The organism is Pontivivens nitratireducens (assembly GCF_014235845.1).
GTDB lineage: Bacteria > Pseudomonadota > Alphaproteobacteria > Rhodobacterales > Rhodobacteraceae > Pontivivens > Pontivivens nitratireducens.
The window spans coordinates 1-18,902 of the sequence record NZ_JACJUQ010000016.1; the positions used below are offsets into that span (position 1 = coordinate 1).

Annotated in this window: 17 protein-coding genes and 1 tRNA gene; 6 read left to right on the top strand and 12 right to left on the bottom strand. The window is 63.7% G+C overall.

The genetic code is table 11. The annotated features are described in order from the left end of the window. Nucleotides 1-204: 204 nt before the first annotated feature. Together H1S03_RS14530 and H1S03_RS14535 are read right to left on the bottom strand one after the other, a co-directional pair. On the bottom strand, nucleotides 205-2,496 hold the full coding sequence (locus tag H1S03_RS14530) for a xanthine dehydrogenase family protein molybdopterin-binding subunit (protein ID WP_185805042.1): 2,292 nt from the start codon (nucleotides 2,494-2,496) through the stop codon (nucleotides 205-207). 2 nt (nucleotides 2,497-2,498) lie between these two features. After that, nucleotides 2,499-2,948, bottom strand: coding sequence for a (2Fe-2S)-binding protein (locus H1S03_RS14535; RefSeq protein WP_185805043.1), 450 nt, complete (start codon nucleotides 2,946-2,948; stop codon nucleotides 2,499-2,501). Between the two features lie 124 nt (nucleotides 2,949-3,072). On the opposite strand from H1S03_RS14535, the gene H1S03_RS14540 reads away from it, so the two are divergent. The 3 genes from H1S03_RS14540 (at nucleotide 3,073) to fdhF (ending at nucleotide 7,403) form a co-directional block, all read left to right on the top strand. After that, on the top strand, nucleotides 3,073-3,741 hold the full coding sequence (locus H1S03_RS14540; protein WP_185805044.1) for a TetR/AcrR family transcriptional regulator: 669 nt from the start codon (nucleotides 3,073-3,075) through the stop codon (nucleotides 3,739-3,741). A 116-nt stretch (nucleotides 3,742-3,857) separates the two neighbouring features. Then, complete coding sequence (locus tag H1S03_RS14545; RefSeq protein ID WP_185805045.1) at nucleotides 3,858-4,466, top strand: glutathione S-transferase; 609 nt, start codon at nucleotides 3,858-3,860, stop codon at nucleotides 4,464-4,466. Nucleotides 4,467-4,643: 177 nt separating this feature from the next. Beyond that, the gene (fdhF, locus tag H1S03_RS14550) at nucleotides 4,644-7,403 is read left to right on the top strand and encodes a formate dehydrogenase subunit alpha (protein WP_185805046.1); all 2,760 of its coding nucleotides are present in this window, start codon (nucleotides 4,644-4,646) and stop codon (nucleotides 7,401-7,403) included. A 26-nt stretch (nucleotides 7,404-7,429) separates the two neighbouring features. Here fdhF and H1S03_RS14555 read toward each other — a convergent pair whose 3' ends face one another. Together H1S03_RS14555 and mnmC2 are read right to left on the bottom strand one after the other, a co-directional pair. Next, entirely contained in the window at nucleotides 7,430-7,894 is a 465-nt protein-coding gene (locus tag H1S03_RS14555; RefSeq protein ID WP_185805047.1) for a hypothetical protein, read from the bottom strand. A 41-nt stretch (nucleotides 7,895-7,935) separates the two neighbouring features. Next, on the bottom strand, nucleotides 7,936-8,628 hold the full coding sequence (mnmC2, locus tag H1S03_RS14560) for a tRNA (5-methylaminomethyl-2-thiouridine)(34)-methyltransferase MnmC2 (protein WP_185805048.1): 693 nt from the start codon (nucleotides 8,626-8,628) through the stop codon (nucleotides 7,936-7,938). Nucleotides 8,629-8,673: 45 nt separating this feature from the next. On the opposite strand from mnmC2, the gene H1S03_RS14565 reads away from it, so the two are divergent. Beyond that, complete coding sequence (locus tag H1S03_RS14565) at nucleotides 8,674-9,777, top strand: NAD(P)/FAD-dependent oxidoreductase (RefSeq protein WP_185805049.1); 1,104 nt, start codon at nucleotides 8,674-8,676, stop codon at nucleotides 9,775-9,777. A 196-nt stretch (nucleotides 9,778-9,973) separates the two neighbouring features. Here H1S03_RS14565 and H1S03_RS14570 read toward each other — a convergent pair whose 3' ends face one another. The 5 genes from H1S03_RS14570 to H1S03_RS14590 form a co-directional block, all read right to left on the bottom strand. Next, a complete protein-coding gene (locus H1S03_RS14570; protein WP_185805050.1) occupies nucleotides 9,974-10,708 on the bottom strand; it encodes a helix-turn-helix transcriptional regulator in 735 nt (244 codons plus the stop codon). Nucleotides 10,709-11,065: 357 nt separating this feature from the next. Continuing rightward, on the bottom strand, nucleotides 11,066-12,061 hold the full coding sequence (gene gap, locus H1S03_RS14575) for a type I glyceraldehyde-3-phosphate dehydrogenase (protein ID WP_166191738.1): 996 nt from the start codon (nucleotides 12,059-12,061) through the stop codon (nucleotides 11,066-11,068). A 103-nt stretch (nucleotides 12,062-12,164) separates the two neighbouring features. After that, entirely contained in the window at nucleotides 12,165-12,761 is a 597-nt protein-coding gene (gene purN / locus H1S03_RS14580) for a phosphoribosylglycinamide formyltransferase (protein WP_185805051.1), read from the bottom strand. Beyond that, nucleotides 12,758-13,786: a phosphoribosylformylglycinamidine cyclo-ligase gene (gene purM, locus H1S03_RS14585; protein WP_185805052.1), complete on the bottom strand. Its 1,029-nt coding sequence runs from the start codon at nucleotides 13,784-13,786 to the stop codon at nucleotides 12,758-12,760. The genes purN and purM overlap by 4 nt, the downstream gene beginning before the upstream one ends. Before the next feature lie 57 nt (nucleotides 13,787-13,843). After that, a complete protein-coding gene (locus H1S03_RS14590; protein ID WP_185805053.1) occupies nucleotides 13,844-14,269 on the bottom strand; it encodes an ABZJ_00895 family protein in 426 nt (141 codons plus the stop codon). A gap of 107 nt (nucleotides 14,270-14,376) precedes the next feature. Between H1S03_RS14590 and H1S03_RS14595 the strand changes: the two genes are divergently transcribed. Further along, a tRNA-Ile gene (locus H1S03_RS14595) sits at nucleotides 14,377-14,453 on the top strand. Between the two features lie 151 nt (nucleotides 14,454-14,604). Here H1S03_RS14595 and H1S03_RS14600 read toward each other — a convergent pair. The 3 genes from H1S03_RS14600 to edd form a co-directional block, all read right to left on the bottom strand. Then, on the bottom strand, nucleotides 14,605-15,078 hold the full coding sequence (locus H1S03_RS14600) for a hypothetical protein (RefSeq protein WP_185805054.1): 474 nt from the start codon (nucleotides 15,076-15,078) through the stop codon (nucleotides 14,605-14,607). Nucleotides 15,079-15,166: 88 nt separating this feature from the next. After that, a complete protein-coding gene (gene eda, locus H1S03_RS14605; RefSeq protein WP_185805055.1) occupies nucleotides 15,167-15,802 on the bottom strand; it encodes a bifunctional 4-hydroxy-2-oxoglutarate aldolase/2-dehydro-3-deoxy-phosphogluconate aldolase in 636 nt (211 codons plus the stop codon). Between the two features lie 64 nt (nucleotides 15,803-15,866). Continuing rightward, nucleotides 15,867-17,690, bottom strand: a complete 1,824-nt coding sequence (gene edd / locus H1S03_RS14610; RefSeq protein ID WP_185805056.1) for a phosphogluconate dehydratase — start codon at nucleotides 17,688-17,690, stop codon at nucleotides 15,867-15,869. Between the two features lie 333 nt (nucleotides 17,691-18,023). Here edd and H1S03_RS14615 point away from each other — a divergent pair, with 333 nt between their 5' ends. Continuing rightward, nucleotides 18,024-18,902, top strand: coding sequence for a branched-chain amino acid ABC transporter permease (locus tag H1S03_RS14615; RefSeq protein ID WP_166191716.1), 879 nt, complete (start codon nucleotides 18,024-18,026; stop codon nucleotides 18,900-18,902).

Sequence of the window (18,902 nt, forward strand, 5' to 3'; positions counted from 1 at the left end):
CACAACCTCCTCTGTCGGAGATACTGAATCACGCGACGAACGAATGGGGAAGCCTGATTATGGGGACAGGCCCTAGTAGAGCTTCGGGCATTTCCGGGTCCGCGCAGTCCGATATTGGCGACAGAGTACTGGGGATGCGACCCCGTGCGCCAGGTTGGAAAAATCAGGCCGCCCCCCGGATGGACCGGAGTGCGGAATATCGCGTCATACCTGTCGGAATGCCACATCGCGTGTGAATGGCATCCGGCGCAAACGCTGGCCCGTTGCATCATGGATCGCACCCGCCAGCGCCGGGGCCGCAGGTGGCGTGCCGATCTCACCCGCGCCGCCGATATGGTCGGCATTTTGCAGGATCTCGACCTCGAACTTCGGGGTCTGACCCATGGACAGCATGGGATAGTCCCAGAAATTCTCCTGTTCCACCCGCCCGTCGGCAAAGGTGATTTCCTGCCCAAGAGCCTGCCCGAATCCGAAGATCGCGCCCGAGATCATCTGATCGCGGAAGTTGCGCGGGTCCAGCACCGTGCCCGGATCGGCGGCGATCCAGACGTTCTCGATCCGGATATCGTCGGTTGTATCGACCTGCACCGCCATGGCGACCCAGCTTCCGAAGCTGAGGACATGCGCGATGCCGATCCCCTTGCCCGCGGCGCGGGGCTGCGCGAAACCAGACATCTGCGCGACCTTCTCCAGACACAGCCGTGCGGGGGCGAGGCGCGCATCATCGCCCATCATGGCCAAGCGGAAGGCGAGGGGGTCCAGCCCCGATGCCTCGGCCATTTCATCCATGAACCCCTCATGGAAGAATCCGTTGTAGCTGTTGCCCACGGATCGCCAGAAACCCGTCGGAATGGCGATATCGGCAACGTGTCCGGATACGCGGTGGTTGTCGATCATCACCGGCTGATTGTAGGCGCCATCGGTAATTGTCTTGTCCGGTCCCCCCATCGGCAAGTCGGGATAGGTCCGGCCCACAACGCTGGCAATGATCGAGGGGGCGGCGATCTTCATTTCCACGGCGGTGGCCGCGCCGTTCGCCGGGACCACGGCACGGAACCGGCCGAGCGCGGCTGGGCGATAGGTGTCGTGACGCATGTCTTCCTCACGCGTCCAGGTCACCTTGATCGGGCGGCCCTGCACATGCATCGCCAGCGCCGTGGCGTAGAGGGAATAATCAACCTCACCCCGCCGGCCGAAACCACCGCCCAGAAACAGTTGATTGACGACGACGTTTTCCTTGTCGATCCCCGCCAAAAGCGCGCAGCGCGACTGGACGATGCCGGGCGCCTGCGTTCCGGTCCAGATCGTCAGGGTGTTATCGGCGAATTGCGCCGTAGCGTTCATAGGCTCCATCGTGGCATGGGCCAGATAGGGGACGGCGTATTCCGCCTCGACCACTGTGCCCTGCGGATCGGTGAATGCGGTATCGACGTCGCCCTTGTCCATCAGCGCATGGCTCGGCTCTGCCTCTATGGCGCGGATCAGGGCTGCGTCTATCGCGGCGTCGTCGGCGGGATATGTGGCCGGTCCCCACTCCACCTCCAGCGCGCGCGCACCCTCGAATGCGGCCCAGGTGTTGTCGGCAATGATGCCGAACCCGCTGCCGGTCTGGGTGTCGATTTCCACCACATCCTGCACGCCGCGCACGGCACGCGCCGCGTCCATGTTCACGCTGATCGCCTTCGCGCCGAACCGGGGGCTGATCGCAACGGTGCCGTACAGCATCGAGGGCAGGTCCACGTCGATGCCGAAGATCGGGGCACCGGTGACCTTGCGCTCAATTTCGGCGCGGGGCTGGGATTTGCCCAGAACCTTCCAGTCGGATCGTGCGCGCAAACGGGGCGTGTCCACCTCGACCGTCGCGGCGTCCAGGGCCAGCTCGCCATAGCTGAACGACCGGTCGGACGCCGGGTGGACAACGCGGCCCTGCGCCGTTTGCAAGGTGTCGGCGCCCACGCCCCATCTGGCAGCGGCGGCGGAAACCAGCGCGGCGCGGGCGGTGGCGCCGGCCTCCCGCATCTTGTCATAGCCGTCGATGATCGAGGAGGAGCCGCCGGTGACCTGCAGCCCCAGCACCTTGCCCATGCTTTCCATCATCGTGCGCTGCGCCCCAGCCGCCAGTCCACGTTCGAAATGCGGTGGGAATGCGCTCTCCGCCATCATGGCGGAGTTGTAATAGGCAGCCGAGGGCGGCCCCGTTTCCAGCGTCAGGTCCGTCGTCGCCACGTCCAGCTCCTCCGCCACCATGGCGGCAAGGGTCGTGTGCACACCCTGACCCATTTCGGCACGGGGGGTAATGACCGTGATGGTGCCATCCTCCGCGATCTTGAGATAGGGGTTGAAGACCGCCTCACCCGCATCCGCGCTCAATGGATTGTCCACCTCGCGCCGGACGGCCCAGACGCCAAGGGCAACCCCGCCTATGGCCGCCGCCCCCAGGCCGAGGAAGGTGCGGCGAACGATCTTGCCTGCTGTCGATCTGCGATTTCGTGCCATCTTCAGGACTCCATTCCGGCTGCGGCCTTGATCGCGGCCTTGATGCGCGGATAGGTGCCGCAGCGGCAAAGGTTGGTCATCGCGGTGTCGATATCCGCATCCGTGGGCTGTGGGACTTCATCGAGCAGGGCCACCGCGGCGAGGATCTGTCCGGATTGGCAATACCCGCATTGCGGCACGTTATGTTCGATCCATGCTTCCTGCACACGGTGCAGGGTCGCGCCGTTGGAAATCCCCTCGATTGTGGTGATACGGCCCGAGGCCTGTTCCACCGGGTACGAGCAGGAGCGGATAGGCAGTCCGTCCATCAACACGGTGCACGCGCCACAGGCGGCGACGCCGCACCCGAATTTGGGGCCCTTGATGTTCATCAGATCCCGCAAGACCCAGAGCAGAGGCATTTGCGGATCCGCGTCGATCTCGTAATTCTGTCCGTTTACGTTCAAACGCATTGCCTGACCCTCCAATCACCTGTCATGTGGTGATAGACGCCATCTGCGTGCAGAATGTCAATAAGAGAACCGCAGTTCCTTAATTCCCTTGCCGACCGACGAGCGGCATATTACGTATGAAAACATGAGCCAGTCCTTTCAACGCGCCCGTTCACCCGAACACAAGGAGCTTCGCCGTCGAATGATCCTCGATGCGGCGGCGAATGTGCTGGATCGTGAGGGGTTCAACGACACGTCGCTCAACGCCATCGCGCAGGAGGCAGGCGTCGTCAAATCCGGTCTCTACCGCTATTTCGAAAGCCGTGAGGAAATCCTGCTGGAGTTGATGATCTCGGACGTGCAGGTCATGTGCGCGGCACTGACGGATGTGGTGACGGGGCCGATGGATGTGGATCGGGTTTCGGATCTGATCTCGGAAGGGTTCACCGATCGCCCGCGTTTGTGCCTGCTGACCAGCCGGATGGCCTCGACGCTCGAACACAATATCACGGGTGATACCATCCGCGCGGTCAAGCGCCGCCTGAACGCCTGTAGCGAGGAAGTCTCGCAGGCCATTCGACGCGCGATCCCCCACTGGACGCCCGAGGAAAGCCGGCGCGGTATGCGCATGATCTTCGTGCTGGTCGCGGGCCTCTACCCGATGACGCACCCACCGGCCCACGTGAAATCCGTGATGAACGAACCGGAATTCCAACATGTCGTGCCCGAATTCGTGCCATCCGTCCGGGTCGCGGCGCGGGCGATGTTCCGGGGCATCGAGTCGATGGCGCTGCAACGGCAGAATGGCACCTGACCAGTTCACTTTCTCCAAATATCCTCGCCGAAGGCATCAGGACGCTGCACAGTAACCCGACGATCGCAGTTCCTGACCGATGATCGCAGCCCCCGAACCAGCGGAGAGACGATTCGATGAAACTCTACGACAGCAAGACATCCCCCTATTGCCGCAAGGTAATGGTTCTGGCGCATGAGGCCGGACAGGTCGATGCCCTGACGCTCGACTACGTGGCGGGAACCGCTGTGAGCCCCGGCACGCTGCCGGTTTCCGTCAATCCGCTGGGAAAAATCCCGTGTCTGGTTCGGCCCGATGGCCCCGCGCTGTATGACAGCCGGGTCATCTGCGCCTATCTCGACGATCTGTGGGGCACGAACCTCTACCCCACGGGCACCCGCCGGTGGGAGACATTGACGTTGGAGGCGACGGCGGACGGAATGCTGGATGCGGCGCTGCTGTGGGTCTATGAGGTGCGCCTGCGCGATGAGGCGCAGTGGAATCACGGCTGGCGCGATGGGCAGGCGGCGAAGGTGGTGCGCGCTCTGGATGCACTGGAAGCCCGCTGGCTGGCTCACCTGCATGGTCCGCTCGATATGGGGCAGATCGCGATTGGCGTCGCCTTGGGCTACCTCGATTTTCGCCAACCCGTCGGTGCGTGGCGTGAGGGGCGGCCCGCGCTCGCCGCGTGGTACGAGACGTTTTCGCAGCGTCCCTCGATGCTGGCGACGGTGCCGGTGGAGTAATCCCGGGGCGGTTCACCGCGTGCGCTGCCGCAGACAAAACGAACCAGTCTGAAAGGTTATGGCCTGCCTGAACGGATTGGCCGGCTGGCGTAAATGGCCGCGTTGGGGTCGTGATGCGCATTCCCCCCGGGGGGCGTCGGTGCTTTAATCAGCCCACTGATTTACCGGAGGCGCCCCATGACCGATCGCATCACCTTCACGCTGGACGGGCAGACCGTGACCGCCGCCGCCGGGGACACGATATGGGAGGTCGCGAACGGTCGCGGCCTGCGGATCCCGCACCTGTGCCACCGCCCCGAACCCGGCTATCGCCCTGACGGGAACTGTCGTGCCTGCATGGTTGAGATCGCGGGCGAACGGGTTCTGGCGGCCGCATGCATACGCGAGCCTGAGGAAGGGATGGAGGTCCGAACCGCCTCTGACCGTGCCATCGCGGCGCGTAAGGGTGTGATCGAGTTGCTGATGGCCGATCAGCCGGACCGGGCTGCTGCGCATGATCGCTCCAGCCAGTTCTGGGACATGGCGGACGCGCAGGGCGTTGCGCACAGCCGCTATCCCACCATCGAGGTGGACCGGATCCCGCTGCTCGATGACAGTCACGTGGCGATGCGCGTCAATCTGGATGCCTGCATCCATTGCAACCTGTGTGTCCGCGCATGCCGCGAGGTTCAGGTCAATGACGTGATCGGCATGGCGGGGCGGGGGCATGACGCGCAGGTCGTCTTCGATTTCGATGACCCGATGGGGGACAGCACTTGCGTGGCCTGCGGCGAATGCGTGCAGGCGTGCCCGACCGGGGCGCTTATGCCCGCCAAAATCGTCGATGCCGGTCAGGTGGGCGACAGCGCCGATTACGACCGCGAGGTGCAATCCGTCTGCCCCTATTGCGGCGTCGGCTGCCAGATTTCGTTCAAGATCAAGGAGGAGCGCATCGTCTATGTCGATGGTGCGGGCGGCCCGGCGAACGAAAACCGCCTCTGCGTCAAGGGGCGGTTCGGTTTCGACTATATCAGTCACGATCACCGCCTGACCAAACCCCTGATCCGGCGCGAGGGGATGCCCAAGGGGCTGAACGTCGATCCGGCGCGGCCGCTGGACACCTTCCGTGAGGCGACGTGGGAGGAGGCGCTGGCCTTCGCCGCCGATGGCATGAAGGGGCGCGGACGGCAGATCGCTGGCTTCGGTTCGGCCAAGTGCTCGAACGAGGAGGCCTATCTGTTTCAGAAATTGATCCGGCAGGGCTTTGGTCACAACAATGTCGATCACTGTACGCGGCTGTGTCATGCCTCATCCGTCACGGCGTTGATCGAGAATGTCGGATCGGGGGCCGTGACAGCCACGTTCAATGAGATCGAGAACGCGGATGTTGCCATCGTGATCGGCGCGAATCCCGTGGAAAACCATCCGGTTGCGGCCACATACTTCAAGCAGTTCGCGAAGCGTGGCGGCAAGCTGATCGTGATGGATCCGCGCGGGCAGGCGCTGAAACGCCACGCGACCCACATGCTGCAATTCCGCCCCGGTGCCGATGTCTCGATGCTCAACGCGATCATGCACGTGATCGTCGAGGAAGGGCTGACCGACCGGAAATATATCGAGGCCATGACCGAAGATTACGACGCGATGGTCGCGCATCTGAAGGGCTTCACGCCCGAGAAGATGAGCGCGCTGTGCGGTATTGACGCGCAAACCCTGCGCGCCGTCGCGCGGGATTTCGCGGGCGGCAAGGCGGGCATGATCTTCTGGGGCATGGGGATCAGCCAGCACATCCATGGCACGGACAATTCGCGGTGCCTGATCTCACTCGCATTGATGTGCGGTCATATCGGGCGACCGGGGACCGGCCTGCATCCGCTGCGCGGGCAGAACAACGTGCAGGGCACCTCGGATGCCGGGCTGGTGCCGATGTTTCTGCCCGACTATCAGACCGTGGGTGATGACGGCGTCCGCTCCGCCTTTACCCAGGTGTGGAATTCCGGCGATTTCAGTGGCGAAGACGGACTGACCGTGACCGAGATTCTGGACGCGGTTCATGCGGGCGACATTCGCGGCATGTATATTCTGGGCGAGAATCCCGCGATGTCAGACCCCGATGTCGAACATGCCCGCGATGCGCTGGCCAAGCTGGATCATCTGGTGGTGCAGGATATCTTCCTGACGGAAACCGCGAACTTCGCGGATGTGATCCTGCCTGCAAGCGCCTGGGCGGAAAAGACCGGCACCGTCACCAACACGAACCGGCAGGTGCAGATGGGCCGCCCTGCCGTGCCGATGCCCGGTGACGCGCGTGAGGATTGGTGGATCACCACCGAACTGGCGCGACGCCTGGGTCTGGATTGGCCCTACACCCATCCCTCCGAGATTTTCAGTGAGATGAAGCGGAACATGCGCAGTTTGGACAACATCACGTGGGAGCGGTTGGAGCGTGAGAATGCCGTAACCTATCCGGTCCACGGACCCGACCAGCCCGGTGAGGCGGTGGTCTTCGGCGATGCCTTTCCCCGGGCCGAGGGCCGCGCGAAATTCACCCCGGCCAGTGTCATCGCACCTGATGAGGTGCCGGATGCGGATTATCCGATGATCCTGACCACCGGGCGGCAGTTGGAGCATTGGCACACAGGTTCCATGACCCGCCGCTCAACCGTGTTGGACGGGGTGGAGCCGGAGGCAAATTGCTCGCTGCATCCGTCCACCTTGCGCAAGCTGGGAACCGAGCCGGGGGGCATGGTGCGGCTGACGACGCGGCGCGGGTCGGTCGAGTTGATGGCGCGGGCGGACCGCGCGGTGGCGCCGGACATGATGTTCCTGCCCTTCGCCTTTGTCGAGGCCGCAGCGAATGTGCTGACCAACCCGGCGCTGGACCCCTACGGCAAGATCCCCGAGTTCAAATTTTCAGCCTGCAAGGTCGAAGCGGTAGAGGTCGAGGCGGTGCAGTAGCGACGTTCCGCCGGACGGGGCCGGGATCATGGCTGGGACTGGGGCGGCAGGATGCGGGCCGTTCCGCTGGTCTGATCCGTGCGGATCCGACACTCGGCCCCGGCGGGCAGGATACTCTCCCCCGGGCCGAGGTCCTGCGTCACGGACAATTCGGCCGCGTCGTCGCGCCGCACGATATATTCCACGCCATCGACACGGGCGAAATAGCGATCCGCGACCGTTCCGGCCGCCGCACCGGCAGCGGCACCACCGGCGGTGCCGACCGGTCCCAGAATGGTTCCGGCCAGACCGCCGCCCAGCGAGCCGAGCACCTTGCCATTGCCATCTACCGGAACACTGACCTTGACCGCCTGCGATTCCAGTACGGTACATTGCGAAACGAAGCCCAGCGTACCGGACACGCGCGGCCCGCTTTCAACCTCCGCCACCGGTGTTGTGCAGGCGCTGAGCAGGGCGGTGGCGGCAATTGCTTTGGTAATCGTGCGGATCATGGACGTTCCCTTATGTTTCGCAGTGCAACGCATCAGACGCTCTATCGTTCGGTTTTTGAGCTTGGCGAGGCGTCCAGACGACCGACGCTCATATCGCGCTTGCGACCGAATCCCGGAACCTTGCGAACGGTAAAGCCAGCGGCACCCAAGGCGCGGCGCACGGCCCCCGCGCTGGTATAGGTCGCGAATGTGCCGCCCGAGCTGGTGTGGCGTGCCACTTGTTGCATCAGATCATCGGACCAGAGATCAGGATTGCGGGCAGGCGCGAACCCGTCGAGGAACCATGCGTCGGCGGTGCCGGTCCAGTCGGGCAGGGTCGTCGCCGCCTCACCGATCAGCAGGGTCAATGTGACGGGGCCGATCTGGAACGTGCCGCCGCGCGGATCGTAAGCCGTCAGCAGCGCCGCACGGACCGGTCCCAGATCATCCTGCCAGCGGGCCGTGGCGCGGGCCAGATCCTCGGGCGCCATCGCAAACGCCTCGAACGAGGTCATTCGGATCGGGCAGGGCGCAATGGCTGCCAGCGCCATCAGGTTCAATCCGGTGCCAAAGCCAAGTTCGGCGACGTGAAATCCCGGACGCAGCCGTTCGGGCAGATCGTTGCCGCGCAGGAAGGTGTGGCGCGTCTCCTCCAACCCGTTCTCTCGCGAAAAATACGGATCGTCGAACCGCTCGGAAACGGGTACGTCCTGCCGCCAGGTCAGGCTGGGGCGAAGGGGGTCGCTTTCGGTCATCTTGCGGCCTAGTTTGCGGAAACTTTCAGACAGGTGGCATGTGAAATGGCGCGCGACAAGGCCGATATTATCGTGGTGGGGGCGGGAATCTTCGGTTTGTGGACCGCATATGCGGCGTTGGCGCGGGGATTGAGTGTGTTGGTGTTGGAGGCCGGACCTCAGGTCGGCCACGGGGCCAGCGGCGGCATCGTGGGGGCCCTGGCACCGCATATGCCCGAACGCTGGGGGGACAAGAAACAGTTTCAGTTCGAAGCTCTGACCGGTTTGGACGACGCCCTGAAAACCGTCGAACGTGAGAGCGGCCTGCCCACCGGCTATGGCCGCGTTGGTCGGCTGGTGCCTCTGATGGACGATATCGGACGGGAGCGGGCGCTTTCGCGGATCGCGGATGCGAAGGAAAACTGGGGCACGGCGGCGCGTATGCAGATCTTGCCACCAGATGCCTTTCCCGACTGGCTGCATCCCCAGGCAGCCCCTGCGGGCATCGTGCATGACGACCTGACGGGACGGTTGCACCCCCATCTGACGTGCCTCGCACTGGCGGAAGCGATCCGTCGCGGCGGCGGAGTGATTGAGACCGGGTGCACCGTAACCGCCGTACATTCAGGCAGCGTACAGACGGATCAAGGGACGCGTCAGGCGCAGGCAATCGTTCTGGCCGCAGGTGTGGCGGGCTTCGATCTGCTGTCACCTTTGGTTGGGGAGGTTCCGGGCCGGGCGGAGAAAGGTCAGGCCGCTCTGCTCGACATGGATATGAAGGACGTGCCGCTGATCTATGCGGATGGATTGTACCTGATCGGACATGCGGGCGGTGGCGTCGCCATCGGGGCAACCAGTGAGCGGCATTTTGAAGGTGTCGGTCCTGACGCTCTGCTGGACGATGTGATCGCACGGGCCTGCGCCATCAGTCCGCATCTTGCGCAAGCGCGGGTCGTGCGCCGGTGGGCAGGACTGCGCCCGCGCGCCAATGGTCGCGACCCCATGCTCGGCGGGGTGCCGGGGACCACGGGAATTTATGCCGCACTGGGCGCATTCAAGATCGGGTTCGGTATCGGACAGAAGGTCGGGCAGGTTCTGGTGGATGAAATCATGGAAGGTCGGATCGAGATGCCAGACAGTTTTCGCGTTGCCGCGCATCTGAGGCGGTGACACATATTTTCGGTACCTCAGATCGAAGGGGAACGCCCGCTCGGGATCGCGCGGGAACCGTTCGCCTGAAGCAGATAGACTCAGCGTATAAATCCGGCGGATGAACGTATCCGCGACGGTGCGATTTTCGCAAAGGCGACGGCATAAGCCGCTGGAGCATCAGCCAGCGCCCGTCCCGTACCCGAGGCGGGCGACCTCAGGCGGCCGACTTGATAAGTCCTGAACCCAAACCCTGAATCGCCGCGCTGACCCGGTCATTCACGCCCAGCTTTTGATAGATCCGGCGCATATACGCATCCACCGTATAGCTGGAGATCGACAGGATATCCGCGATGGAGCTGTTGCTCTTGCCACGCGCGACCCATGACAGAACCTCCTGCTCACGCCGGGAGAGGGGAGCGGCGGATTGGGCCTCCATCTCGCAATAACGGTGGTGGGTCAGCTGGCACGCCCACTGCACCACGCGCAGATCACGCCGATTGCCTTCATCGCAGTCAATGTGCAGACCCAGACCGAAATAGCCGTTGCGACCGTTCGGACCGAAAACCTGCACCGCGTAGCCGTCGCCTTCGACCTGGCTGTCCAGCTCGTCGAGGAATTTCTGCTCGACCTCCGTCAGCTTGCGCATGTCCGGCAGGGACGACCAGCAGAACGGCAATGAGCGGTTCATCGCGGTCGACGCTATCGGGTCGATTTGCCACAACTTGTTCTCGATATAGTGGTTCACCCAGGAGTCCGGGTAGCCATTCGTCCTGATCGTCAGGGCATCATCCGACGTTACCCAGGCAAATGGCATGACATGATAGCTGGCCTTGTCGAAGTTATGTCTGTCAAAGAAGGCGATACAGGCCTGCCAGACATCATCCGAAGTGTCGCAGGCCGCCAACTTCTGCATGTAGTCTTCAACCGCAGCAAGTGTAACCTGTTTCATTTCTCGCTCCTCCATGCGTATCGTCGCATGACGGAACAATCCCTGATTTACACCTTTCGTTCCATTTTCTGCCCAGAATTTGCGGCGTAGTATTGGTAACGCATTCGCGGGACGTGGAAAAACTTATTTTTTTCCGTGGTTTGTGTGACGCAATGACGCATCGGCTCGAAGGCGGCGCTGCGGCCCGGTGATCCGGGTAAAGATGATTTCAGTGCCGCCAAATTCTGCCTGAGGATCACGAGGGTGAAGCCCTAAGGCTGCAAATCAGGTATCTGTGAGCCGGTTGCGAAAAAGAGCCGGGCATGAAAAAGGGCGCACCGGTCGGGTGCGCCCTGAGAACTTTTGGATGGGGTGCCCTTACAGCGACGCCATCTTGACCGCCGTGTCGGCCATGCGGTTCGAGAAACCCCATTCGTTGTCATACCACGTCAGGATGCGGACCATGGTCCCCTCCAGCACCTTGGTTTGATCCATGTGGAAGATCGAGGAATGCGGATCGTGGTTGAAGTCCACGGACACCAGGCTTTCGTCAGTGTAGCCCAGGACCCCCTTGAGACGGCCATCGGCGGCCTCACGGATGGCGGCGTTAACTTCCTCGATGGTGGTGGCGCGGCTCGCCTCGAAGGTCAGATCGACGACGGAGACGTTGGGCGTCGGCACACGGATCGCGACGCCGTCCAGCTTGCCCGCCAGTTCCGGCAGAACCAGACCCACGGCCTTCGCCGCGCCGGTTGAGGTTGGGATCATGCTGAGGGCGGCGGCGCGGGCGCGATACAAATCCTTGTGCATCGTGTCCAGCGTCGGCTGATCGCCGGTATAGGAGTGGATCGTGGTCATGAAGCCCTTGGTGATGCCCACCGCCTGATTCAGCACGTCCGCGACGGGGCTGAGGCAGTTCGTGGTGCACGATGCGTTCGAGACGACCAGATCGTCCGCCGTCAGCGTCTCATGATTCACACCGTAGACGATGGTCTTGTCCGCATTCGCGCCGGGGGCGGAAATCAAAACCTTCTTCGAGCCGTTCTTGAGGTGGATCGCCGCCTTGTCACGTGCGGTGAAGATGCCGGTGCATTCCAGCGCCACATCCACGTCGGACCAGGGCAGTTCCTCGGGGTTGCGAATGGCGGTTACCCGGATCGGGCCGCGGCCCACGTCGATGGTGTCGCCGTCCACGGTCACGGTGGCGGGAAACCGACCGTGCACGCTGTCATAGCGCAACAGGTGGGCGTTCGTCTCGACCGGACCCAGATCGTTGATCGCCACGACTTCGATATCGGTGCGTCCGCTCTCGATGATACCGCGCAATACGTTGCGTCCGATGCGACCGAAGCCGTTGATGGCTACCTTGACCATGAAACTCTCCTCATGTTGTCCCGTGACGCCACGTCGCGGGTATTGGGGGCGGGTGTTGGGGGGATAGATACCAGTCGCGCGCCCCGTGTCCAGTCCGAGGCGCTCAAACCGCGCCCAGCGACAGGCGGGGAACGTGATCGGCGCACAGTTCGGACAGGACGGCGGGGTACAGTCGGTGTTCCTGCACCAGAACCTTCGCGGCCAGTGTCTCGGGGGTGTCGGCCGGCGTGACGGGTACGGTTGCCTGACCGTAGATCGGGCCGTCGTCCAGCTCCGCCGTGACGCCGTGAACGGTGCAGCCATGCACGGCTACGCCCGCTTCGATGGCGCGGCGATGGGTGTGAAGCCCCCGGAACAGCGGCAGGAGCGATGGGTGGATGTTGATCATCCGACCTTCCCACTTTGCCGTGAAGCCCGGCGTCAGAATGCGCATGAAACCGGCAAGGCAGATGATGTCGGGCCGCGCGTCGATCAGGGCATCATGCAGCGCGGCGTCGAAATCCTCGCGCTTGGCGTAATCGACATGCGGAAGGACCTTCGTGGGAACATCGCGCGCGGCGGCCTTGGCGATGCCGCCGGCGTCAACCTTGTTGGACAGGACGAGGACCGGTTGCGCGTCGATCGCCCCGTCACGCATTCCGTCCAGAAGGCGCAGCATGTTCGAGCCGCCGCCGCTGATCAGGATCGCGACACGTTTCACCGCAGCGATCCGGTATAGGAGACACCCTCACCCGTGACGACCTCCCCCAGATGCAGGACGTTTTCGCCGTGATCCTCCAGCGCGGCGGTGACATTCTCTACCGCGCCCTCCGCCACAATCAGGACCATGCCGACACCGCAGTTAAAGGTTTTCAGCGCCTCTGCCTGATCCAGATCGGCCTTGGATATCAGCCAATCCAGAATCGGGGGCAGGGTGATTGCGTCGAGGTTCACCCGCACGCCGCAATCCTTTGGCAGGGCGCGCGGCAGGTTTTCCGTCAGACCGCCGCCGGTAATGTGAGCCAGCGCGTGAACGCCGCCCTCGCGGATCGCGGACAGAGCCTGCTTTACGTAAAGGCGCGTGGGCGTCAGCAAGGCCTCACCCAGCGTTCCGTCACCGAACGGTGCGTCCCAGCCCAGGCCCGCATCCGCCACAATCCGGCGCACCAGACTGTAGCCGTTGGAATGCACGCCTGACGATTCCAGACCCAGCAGCACGTTACCGACACCGACACCGGCGGGCAGGGCGGTGCCACGCTCCATCGCGCCGACGCTGAAACCCGCAAGGTCGAAATCGCCGTCATGATACATGCCCGGCATTTCCGCCGTCTCACCGCCGATCAGTGCACAACCCGACAGGCGGCAGCCCTCTGCGATGCCCTGAACCACTTGCGCGGCTTCCTCGACGTTCAGCTTGCCGGTGGCGAAATAATCGAGGAAGAACAGCGGCTCCGCTCCCTGACAGATCAGATCGTTGACGCACATCGCCACCAGGTCAATGCCCACGCCCGCCACATGGCCGGTGTCGATGGCGATGCGCAGCTTGGTGCCGACCCCGTCGGTCGCGGCGACCAGAACCGGGTCGGAATAACCCGCCGCCTTCAGATCGAACAGACCGCCGAAACCGCCCAGACCGGCCATTACGCCCGCGCGGTCCGTGGACTTCGCCGCAGGCTTGATCCGGTCGACGAGCGCATTGCCCGCATCGATATCCACACCGGCTGCGGCATAGGTCAGTTTGCTCATGGCGCCCTCGCTCAGATTGCTTGGCGACCGTTTAGCGGCGGCGGCGGGGGCTGTCCATCACTTCACCTTCAATACCCGCTTTGCGTACAGGACCAGGAAGTAGCGATTGATGAAAATGACCACGACGGTGAACAGGGCCAGCCCCATGGCCAGAATCGCCGCAAGGCTCCACGTGACGGGCCCGCCCATGCTGGCCAGATACAGCAAAGTGGCCAATATCTCGAACGCCAGGGCGGCGATGGCGGCAACGATCGACCAGCGCCATGCCTGATCCGATGGGGGAACGACGCCGCGTTCCCTCGCCCACTTCTCACCCACCTTCATAGCTGCAAGCATTGGCGGTATCGCGGCCATCGCACCTCCGCCCACCGCCACGCCGAAGATCAGGCTCAGCGCGTTCAGCACAACGATACAGCCGATCACGCCGACCAGCAGCCAGATCATATAGGTCCCCAGATAGGGGGTGCGGGGGGTGGTGGACATCGGCTCTCCTTCGGTTCGTGGGACCTTAGCCCGGCTGGTGGGCAGGCTCAACGACGCGATCATGCTTGACGCCCGTGCCCGGTCTGGTATCCGTCGGACCGCTGCGGGGGCCTGTAGCTCAACTGGTTAGAGCAGAGCGCTCATAACGCTTTGGTTGCGGGTTCAAGTCCTGCCGGGCCTACCATGCAGCCTTTCGCCATTGAAATGTTGAGGTTTTTTGGTCCACGTGTTTGGCACGTGGGACAGTTTGGGCCGAACCGCGTCGTGTTCCGATTTCGGGTGGCTAACGCCGAAGCGTCGTGCTCGCGTTCTGCGCTAACCGGTCGTTGTCGCGTTTATCCCCGGGTCAGGGCAACGGGGCGCATCACTTCGTTCCTGAAATGAGCACCGCGCAGAATCGCGCCGTCCAGCGCGTAGATCGCACGACTGCCATCGGGCAGTTCCAGTTCCAGCACACCCTCCGCATCCACATGCCCCGTCACACGCCGCGCGGTCGGCGGGGCCACTGCGCTGGCCCCGGTGGCGAATGTCGCGGTGACGCTGCCATCGGTGGCGATCTGTTCGACGGTCAGGGCGTGGCAGGCCCCGGTATCGCCCCACACGCCATCGACCCAGCGTCCCAGCAGCGCCGATTGGGTGGCGGGAATTCCGGCATAGCCGATACCGGCCTCACCACCCGCCAATGTGGGGACACCACATCCCGCACGCGGGCTGACATGAGCGGAGAGGCTGCGCGGATCCGGCCGGTCCTGACCGGGGGGCGTACATGCGATCATCAAGGTCAGGGGAAGGAAGAAAGCGATCCGCATGGGCAATCCCGGCTGTTGCATCGAACGTGACCCTATCGCCCCGCCCCCGATGCGCCAAGCCCCCAGGTGCGGGGGCTGGCATCTGGTGTCAGCGATTGCCCAGTGTCGCCGCCGTATTGCGCGCAATCTGCTCGATCGCGTCCCAATCCCCGGCGATCATGTGATGCACGGGGGCGACCCAGCTGCCGCCCACGGTGATGACATTGGGCAGGTCCAGATAATCCTTCGCATTGTCGAGGCTGACACCGCCGGTTGGGCAGAACTTCACGTCGGGCAGCGGGCTCGACAGCGCCTTGAGCATCGGCGCGCCGCCGGCCGCCGAAGCCGGGAAGAACTTGAGCACCTCATGCCCCTGATCGGCGAGCCTCATCGCCTCGGTCGGGGTGGCGCAGCCGGGAAGGAACGGGAACTTGTTCGTGGCGACGGCCTGCATCAGCGCATCGGGCGCGCCGGGGGACACGCCGAAGGCGCAGCCGGCCTTCAGACAGGCATCGACATCCGCCGGGGTTCGCAGCGTGCCAGCGCCGACGATGGCGCCTGGAACATTGGCGATGATCTCGCGGATCGCGTCCAGTGCCACGGGGGTGCGCAGCGTCACCTCCAGCACCTTGATGCCGCCAGCCACCAGCGCCTGCGCCAGTGGAACGGCATGGGCGATATCCTCGATGACGATGACCGGGATCATCGGGGCGGAACGGGCGAGATCGTAGGTGGACAGGGTCATTGTGTTTCCTTGCGCTTTCGGAAGTCTTGCGATTTTCCCGCCGGGGGCACCGGCGGGAACGACATCATGCGACGGGTTCGGGGTGCAGGACGCTGGCGCCGCCAGCGGCACGGCCGACATTCTGGCGAAACGTCTCGAACAACTCCCGCCCGATGCCGAAGGAATTGCCGGTCAGATCGGCGGTCACGACCTCACGCGCTTCCAGATCGACGCCGATCACCTCCAGCGTACCGGCCTCACCATCGACGCGCAGGATGTCACCGTCGCGCAGCCGGGCGATGGCCCCGCCATCGGCGGCCTCGGGGCTGAGGTGAATGGCGGCGGGCACCTTGCCCGATGCGCCGGACATGCGGCCATCGGTGACGAGGGCGACCTTGAACCCCTTGTCCTGCAAGACGCCCAGCGGCGGGGTGAGGGAGTGCAGTTCGGGCATTCCGTTCGCCTTCGGGCCCTGAAAGCGCACGACGACGATCACGTCCCGGTTCAATTCCCCGGCCTGAAAGGCGGTTTTCACGTCCTCCTGCGAGTGGAAAATGCGGGCAGGGGCCTCAACCACCCGGCGCTCCGGCTTCACGGCGGAGGTCTTGATGACGGCGGTGCCGAGATTGCCGCGCAGCAGGGTCAGACCGCCGGTTTTCTGGAACGGGGCGGAAACGGGGCGCAGGATCATGTCATTGCCGGATTTCTCCGGTGCCTCCACCCACTCGATCTCACCGCTCTGGATGGTGGGTTCCTTGGTGTAATGGTGCAGGCCGCGCCCGACGATGGTCAGCACGTCGTCGTGGACCAGCCCCTCGGACAGCAGCTCACGGATCATGTATTGCAGGCCGCCCGCCGCGTGGAACTGGTTCACATCGGCCAGACCGTTGGGATAGACCTTTGCCATCGAGGGCGTGACGGAGGAGATGTCGCTCATGTCCTCCCACGTGATGGCGATGCCCGCCGCGCGCGCCATGGCAACCATGTGCAGAATCAGATTGGTCGAGCCGCCGGTGGCGTTCAGCCCGACCATGCCGTTGACGAATGCCTTTTCGTTCAGAACCTCACCCACCGGCGTGAACGCGTTGCCGCCTGCGGTGATCTGCAACGCCCGCTTGGTGGCGGCGGTGGTCAGGGCCTCGCGCAGGTCGGTGTCGGGATTGACGAAGGAGGCGCCGGGCAGGTGCAGGCCCATGAACTCCATCAGCATCTGGTTGGTGTTTGCCGTGCCGTAGAAGGTGCAGGTGCCTGGCGAGTGGTAGGAGGCCATCTCCGCCTTCATCAACTCATCCCGGCCAACCTCGCCCTTGGCGAATTGCTGGCGCACGGCGGCCTTCTCATCATTGGGAAGGCCCGACGGCATCGGCCCTGCGGGCACGAAGACCGACGGGATATGCCCGAACGTCGCGGCGGCGATCACCAGACCGGGCACGATCTTGTCGCAGATGCCTAGAAACATCGCAGCGTCGAACGCATTGTGGCTGAGCCCGACCCCGGCGGCCAGCGCGATCACATCTCGTGAGAACAGCGACAACTCCATGCCCGGTTGCCCCTGCGTGACGCCGTCGCACATCGCAGGCACCCCGCCCGCGACCTGCGCCGCACCGCCCGCCGCACGGGCAGTCTGCCGGATCAGCTCGGGATAGGTTTCATAGGGCTTATGCGCCGACAGCATGTCGTTATAGGCGGTGATGATGCCGATATTCGCCACGGGCGTGAAGCTGAGGGATTCCTTGTCCTGCGGTCCGCATCCGGCGGTTACGTGCGCCATGTTTCCGCAGGACAGCGCGGTTCGATTCGGCCCCTGATCGACGGCCCGCCGCATTCGGTCCAGATAGGGTTCGCGAAGGGGCGTGGACCGTTCGACGATCCGGTCTGTTACTGCTTGAATTTCTGCACGAACCGACATGTGGATCTCCTGTGCTCTGACACTCGGCACTTTGCCGAAGTGACTTGGGGTAAGCATAGTGCGCACATGGCAAACCCACAAGCGTTAGGGCGAATGCCCTGAGATTGGGCGAATGCTCCGCGCCCGCATTGCTACGGATGTGGATGGCTGAGAACAGTGTGCGTTTCGGAGGACTTGCACCTGTTGGGGAGCTGTAGCTCAGACAGGGTTTCCCTAACGTCACGAAACAAAAGTGCGCGATACCCTCTTGCAAACGAAAGCCTCTTTGTCATGCTCAGGTCACGGAGGCCATGGCGATTAACGACCGGGCCCCAACAGGGAGGATCGCGCAGGATGGATGCGCTGCAACTGCTTATCGGCGGTGTTGCGAACGGCTGTATCTACGGTCTGGTCGCGCTCGGTTTCGTATTGATCTACAAGGCGTCCGAGGCCGTGAACTTCGCGCAGGGCGATATGCTGATGTTCGGCGCGTTTCTGGGCATCGCGTTCATCAACGAGGACCGGGGCGACCTGCCGTTCCTGCTGGGGCTGGTGGCCGCGTCGCTGTGTCTGGGCCTGATCGCCTATGCGCTGGACCGGTTCGTGCTGCGCGCCATTTTCGGCCAACCGCAATTCGCCATGGTGGTCCTGACCATCGCCCTCGGCTTCGTGCTGCGCTTCGTTGCGGGAACGATCTGGGGCTATGATCCGGTGTCGCTGGAGACGCCCTTCGCGGGGGAAATCCTGTCGCTGGGCGGTCTGACGCTGGCGGTCGCGGACCTGCTGATCATTCTGGCGACCTGTGGGCTGACCTTCGTGCTGTGGCTGTTCTTTGGCCGCACACGTCTGGGCGTGGCGATGCAGGCGTCATCGCAAAACCAGATGGCGGCTTACTATATGGGCATCCCGGTGAAGCGCGTGAACTCCATCGTCTGGGGCCTGTCCGGCGTCGTATCCGCCATCGCGGGCGTGTTGTTCGCGGCCAAGGGCGCGGTGGAGCCTTCGGTGGGGCTGCTGTTCGGGATCAAGGCGTTCGCGGCGGCTGTGATCGGCGGGTTCGGCAGCTTGCCCGGGGCCTTGCTGGGCGGCCTGCTGATCGGCGTGATCGAGCAGTTCGCGGCGCGCTACGCCCCATCGGGCTATTCCCAGATCGCGCCCTATGCGCTGATGCTGCTCGTGCTGATCCTGCGCCCCGGTGGTCTGTTCGCGCAAATCGCGCAGAAAAAGGTGTAA

What these genes read in the sequence shown, in the direction of transcription:
- purM (WP_185805052.1), bottom strand. Translation starts at nt 13,786, where the DNA reads ATGAGCAAACTGACCTATGCCGCAGCCGGTGTGGATATCGATGCGGGC.
- gap (WP_166191738.1), bottom strand. Translation starts at nt 12,061, where the DNA reads ATGGTCAAGGTAGCCATCAACGGCTTCGGTCGCATCGGACGCAACGTA.
- eda (WP_185805055.1), bottom strand. Translation starts at nt 15,802, where the DNA reads ATGACCCTGTCCACCTACGATCTCGCCCGTTCCGCCCCGATGATCCCG.
- H1S03_RS14545 (WP_185805045.1), top strand. Translation starts at nt 3,858, where the DNA reads ATGAAACTCTACGACAGCAAGACATCCCCCTATTGCCGCAAGGTAATG.
- H1S03_RS14590 (WP_185805053.1), bottom strand. Translation starts at nt 14,269, where the DNA reads ATGTCCACCACCCCCCGCACCCCCTATCTGGGGACCTATATGATCTGG.
- H1S03_RS14565 (WP_185805049.1), top strand. Translation starts at nt 8,674, where the DNA reads ATGGCGCGCGACAAGGCCGATATTATCGTGGTGGGGGCGGGAATCTTC.
- H1S03_RS14555 (WP_185805047.1), bottom strand. Translation starts at nt 7,894, where the DNA reads ATGATCCGCACGATTACCAAAGCAATTGCCGCCACCGCCCTGCTCAGC.
- H1S03_RS14600 (WP_185805054.1), bottom strand. Translation starts at nt 15,078, where the DNA reads ATGCGGATCGCTTTCTTCCTTCCCCTGACCTTGATGATCGCATGTACG.
- edd (WP_185805056.1), bottom strand. Translation starts at nt 17,690, where the DNA reads ATGTCGGTTCGTGCAGAAATTCAAGCAGTAACAGACCGGATCGTCGAA.
- H1S03_RS14570 (WP_185805050.1), bottom strand. Translation starts at nt 10,708, where the DNA reads ATGAAACAGGTTACACTTGCTGCGGTTGAAGACTACATGCAGAAGTTG.
- H1S03_RS14540 (WP_185805044.1), top strand. Translation starts at nt 3,073, where the DNA reads ATGAGCCAGTCCTTTCAACGCGCCCGTTCACCCGAACACAAGGAGCTT.
- mnmC2 (WP_185805048.1), bottom strand. Translation starts at nt 8,628, where the DNA reads ATGACCGAAAGCGACCCCCTTCGCCCCAGCCTGACCTGGCGGCAGGAC.
- H1S03_RS14535 (WP_185805043.1), bottom strand. Translation starts at nt 2,948, where the DNA reads ATGCGTTTGAACGTAAACGGACAGAATTACGAGATCGACGCGGATCCG.
- H1S03_RS14530 (WP_185805042.1), bottom strand. Translation starts at nt 2,496, where the DNA reads ATGGCACGAAATCGCAGATCGACAGCAGGCAAGATCGTTCGCCGCACC.
- fdhF (WP_185805046.1), top strand. Translation starts at nt 4,644, where the DNA reads ATGACCGATCGCATCACCTTCACGCTGGACGGGCAGACCGTGACCGCC.
- H1S03_RS14615 (WP_166191716.1), top strand. Translation starts at nt 18,024, where the DNA reads ATGGATGCGCTGCAACTGCTTATCGGCGGTGTTGCGAACGGCTGTATC.